The 3,692-nt window shown below is 64.4% G+C and carries 4 protein-coding genes; 2 read left to right on the forward strand and 2 right to left on the reverse strand.

All coding sequences use genetic code 11. The features are described 5' to 3' along the window. A partial coding sequence (locus tag VFA16_RS07935; protein WP_324967289.1) for a Stf0 family sulfotransferase occupies nucleotides 1-678 on the reverse strand: 678 nt, incomplete at its 3' end. 12 nt (nucleotides 679-690) lie between these two features. Here VFA16_RS07935 and VFA16_RS07940 point away from each other — a divergent pair. After that, on the forward strand, nucleotides 691-1,293 hold the full coding sequence (locus VFA16_RS07940; RefSeq protein ID WP_324967292.1) for an SRPBCC family protein: 603 nt from the start codon (nucleotides 691-693) through the stop codon (nucleotides 1,291-1,293). Nucleotides 1,294-1,312: 19 nt separating this feature from the next. After that, a complete protein-coding gene (locus VFA16_RS07945) occupies nucleotides 1,313-2,479 on the forward strand; it encodes a zinc-dependent alcohol dehydrogenase (RefSeq protein WP_324967290.1) in 1,167 nt (388 codons plus the stop codon). Between the two features lie 4 nt (nucleotides 2,480-2,483). On the opposite strand, the gene VFA16_RS07950 is transcribed toward VFA16_RS07945, so the two are convergent. After that, a partial coding sequence (locus VFA16_RS07950) for a sulfatase (protein WP_324967291.1) occupies nucleotides 2,484-3,692 on the reverse strand: 1,209 nt, incomplete at its 5' end.

The following is a 3,692-nucleotide window of genomic DNA, read 5'->3' on the forward strand; positions in this document are numbered from 1 at the left end:
CAGGACATCGCCCACGATGGTGGTGAGATTGCGCCACAGCACCGGATACGACACATCGATGGGGTTGATGTTCTCCTCGGCGAACCAATTGCGCCAGCCCTTCTCCTGGTGGCGCAGCATCGTGACGATGTGGGCGATGGCGCCGGCGTGATATTCGGCCCGCTTGTCTCGATCTGGGTCAGGGCGGCCTCGCCACACCTGGGTCTGCACCGCCCTCCAGAACGACACCGCCTGCGACACCACATCGGGCCGGTAGACGTGGATGAAAACCGGTTCACTGCCAATCACGTCGCGGATGGCCGAGCGCAATCCTTCCCCAGAGCGGTCCGGCAGGCCTGCGGCCCGCTCTAGCAGCAGCGGGGTTTGGTTCCACATCAGCTTGCCGCCCCACACCCCGTTGGGGGTGCGGCCTGAGCTGCGGATGTGCTCGCGCCAGGCAACCGGGGTTGCGGTGTCCGGTGTGCCGGGCTCGAGCGGGTCCAGCAGCCGCAAGATCGATTCGTCGTCGACGTCGGCGAACCATTCCCGCGGCTGCGGCGCCATGCCGGTGCTGGGCAGGTACTGGAAGAACTCCTGGGGCTCGCCGGCACTTCCGGTCGCGCGCAGCGACTCGACCAGCAGTGTGCTGCCGCTGCGCTGGGAAGCCAGCACCAGGTACGACTTCGGGGTGGTGGACACGACGTGAGCGTAATGCCCGACACGCCGGCGGTGTTTGGTGAGCAGGCCATCGGGTATGGCTCGGTTGATGCGATAGGGAGACCACCGGTGGGATACTTCGACGCTGCCCTGGACACCGCGAAGGAACAACTGCGGCACGCAGTCGGCACGGTTGTCGACCGCATGGCCCGCAACGAGCAGTCCCAATCGATCACGATCAGTTGCCCGCAGCAAGAAGTCCGCCGATTCTTCCAAGACGCCGAGCAACTGTCGCAGGTGCTCGGTGAGGTGGCCGACGTTCACAAAACCGACGCCGACGACCGGCTGCGCTGGGTGATCCGGAAAGGACCGCTGAACGGTGTCAGCTGGGAATCCGTGATGGTCAGCGAAGACCGGCGGTTGCGCTTCGTCGACGCCGGCCGAAACAACGGCGTAGCCAGCGAAATCATCCTGGATTTCAGCGAAGCGCCGCGCGGGCGGGGCACCGAAGTCACGCTACGCATCAAAAGCCCCGCTCCGCGGCTGGTGTCCGGCGCGCTGGCCTACAAGGCGTTGTACCGTGCCCGGGCGCTGCTGCAGACCGGCGAAATACCGACCATCAGCCACAACCCCAGCGCGCGCGAATCGGCCCGCTGACGACCGGAGGAACATCGCGATGCGAGCGCTGTGCTGGAACGGAATCAACGAGCTATCGGTCGAAACCGTCGACGATCCAATGCTGTTGAACCCGCATGACGTCATCGTCAAGGTCCGGCTCACCACCACGTGCGGCTCGGATCTGCATTTCATCGACGGATACCTGCCCGGCATGAGAGCCGGAGACGTCTTCGGCCACGAGTTCATGGGCGACGTGGTCGAAGTGGGCCGCGAGGTGACCGACACCCGGATCGGGGACCGCGTCGTGGTGCCGTCGTTCATCGCCTGCAACCGCTGCTGGTATTGCCAACACGACCTCACCTCGCTGTGCGAAACCACCAACCCCAATGCCGAACTGCAACAGCCGATTCTGGGCTTCCCGACCGGCGGAATCTACGGCTACACCCATCCGTTCGGGGGCTACCAGGGCTCGCACGCCGAGTACATCCGGGTGCCGTTCGGCGACGCCAACTGCTTCGCCATCCCCGACGGCGTCACCGACGAGCAGGCGCTTTTCATGTCCGACGCGGTGCCCACCGGATACATGGGCGCGGACTTCTGCCAGATCGACTCCGGCGACACCGTGGTGGTGTGGGGGGCAGGCGGTGTCGGGTTGATGGCCGCACGCAGCGCGTTGTTGTCGGGCGCCGAACGAGTGATCGTCATCGACCGCATACCTGAAAGGCTTTCTCTAGCCCAGAAGCTCGGTGCCGAAACGATCGACTACACCGCCGTGGGCAGCGTGCAGGAAACATTGCGGGAAGCTACCGGCGGACGGGGTCCCGATGCCTGTATCGAGGCTGTCGGCATGGAAGGCCACGGCAGCGGGCTGCAGCAGCTTTACGATCGCACCAAGCAACTGCTGCGTCTGCAAACCGACCGGGCCACCGCGCTTCGCCAAGCGATCTTGGCCTGCCGCAAGGGCGGCATCGTCGCCGTACTGGGTGTCTATGGGCTGACCGACAAGTTCCCGATGGGAGTCGTCACCAACAAAGGGCTCACAGTGAAAACTGCGCAGCAGCACGGGCATCGCTACATCCGGCAGTTCTTCGACTATGTGCGGCAGGGCGATCTGGACCCGTCGGTGCTGATCACCCACGACTTGCCGCTCGAAGACGGCGTCCGCGCCTACGACATGTTCAAGAACAAGGAAGACGGCTGCATCCGCGTCGTGCTGCGGCCTTGAGCGACTAGTGCTCGGCGTGCTTGACCTCTTCCTCGATACCGCGGTCCGCGGCGATCGCAGAGCGGCTGGTCGGTGCCCTGTGATGGATCTGTATATAGGTTTCGGTGTAGCGTTCCGAAATCCGGGTTCCGGCAAACTCCGACGGGATAACGTCGCCCGTCTGTTGCCGCCAATCATTAAGGCGCACAGCTAAATCCGCCGCGACCGCCTGTGCGCCATCGGGGTTGGCGTCAATGAGCAGGTTCTTTGTCTCAGCGGGATCGGTTCGCAGATCGTAAAGTTCGCGCTCAGGTCGTGACGTCGTTACCAGCGGTGCGACCACCTGCCCGGACGGGCTCTCTTGGATATCCCACGGCAGGTCCAGTAGCGGTCGGCGTGCGTAGTTCTCGATGTAGCTGTAATCCTTTGTGCGGATTGCGCGAATGGGGTCGAACGAGTCGTGATAGGTCTTCATGGTGTACACGTGATCGCGTGCCGGCGCCGCGGACGGGTCGGTGGCGAGAATGTTTTGCGCGTGCGACACGCCTTCCACGTCGGTCGGCGGATGGACGCCTAGCAGCTCAAGCAGTGTGGGCACCAAGTCGACGCCGCTGAACAGTTCGTCGTAGACCCGCGGTGCTATCGCCAGCCGGGTGGGCGGTCGGATGATCATCGCGATGCCGGTGCCGGCGTCGTAGAGCGTGGATTTCGCGCGCGGGAAGGCCGGGCCGTGATCGGTGAAAAACACCACCCACGTGTTGGCGTCCAGCCCGGTGTCGGCGAGCGTATCCAGCAGCTGGCCGACGGCGGCGTCGGCGGTGGCGATGGACCCATAAAAATCCGCCAGATCCTGACGCACCTCCGGGGTGTCGGGCAAGTAGTCCGGCAGCTTGACAGCGGTGGCGTCGGCCGGTTCATAGCGGTCATGCGGGTAGGGCCGGTGTGTCTCGAAGAACCCGGTCGTCAACAGGAATGGGCGGCTGCCGTCGTGGTCGCGTAGCCAGGCCCGCGCCTTGTCGATCACGTACTCGCAGTAGGAGTTCGACACGTCAAACTCGTCGAATCCCAACCGGCTCGGATACGACGTTTCGTGCTGCATTCCGAAAAGCGCGGAGTACCAGCCTGATTCGGCGAGAATCTGCGGTAGTGTCCGCACGCCCGAGCGGTACTCCCAGCCGTGATGGGCCAGCCCGACCAGCCCGTTGCTGTGCGGGTAGCGGCCGGTGAACAGCGA

It is taken from the genome of Mycobacterium sp., assembly GCF_035653355.1.
Taxonomy (GTDB): domain Bacteria; phylum Actinomycetota; class Actinomycetes; order Mycobacteriales; family Mycobacteriaceae; genus Mycobacterium.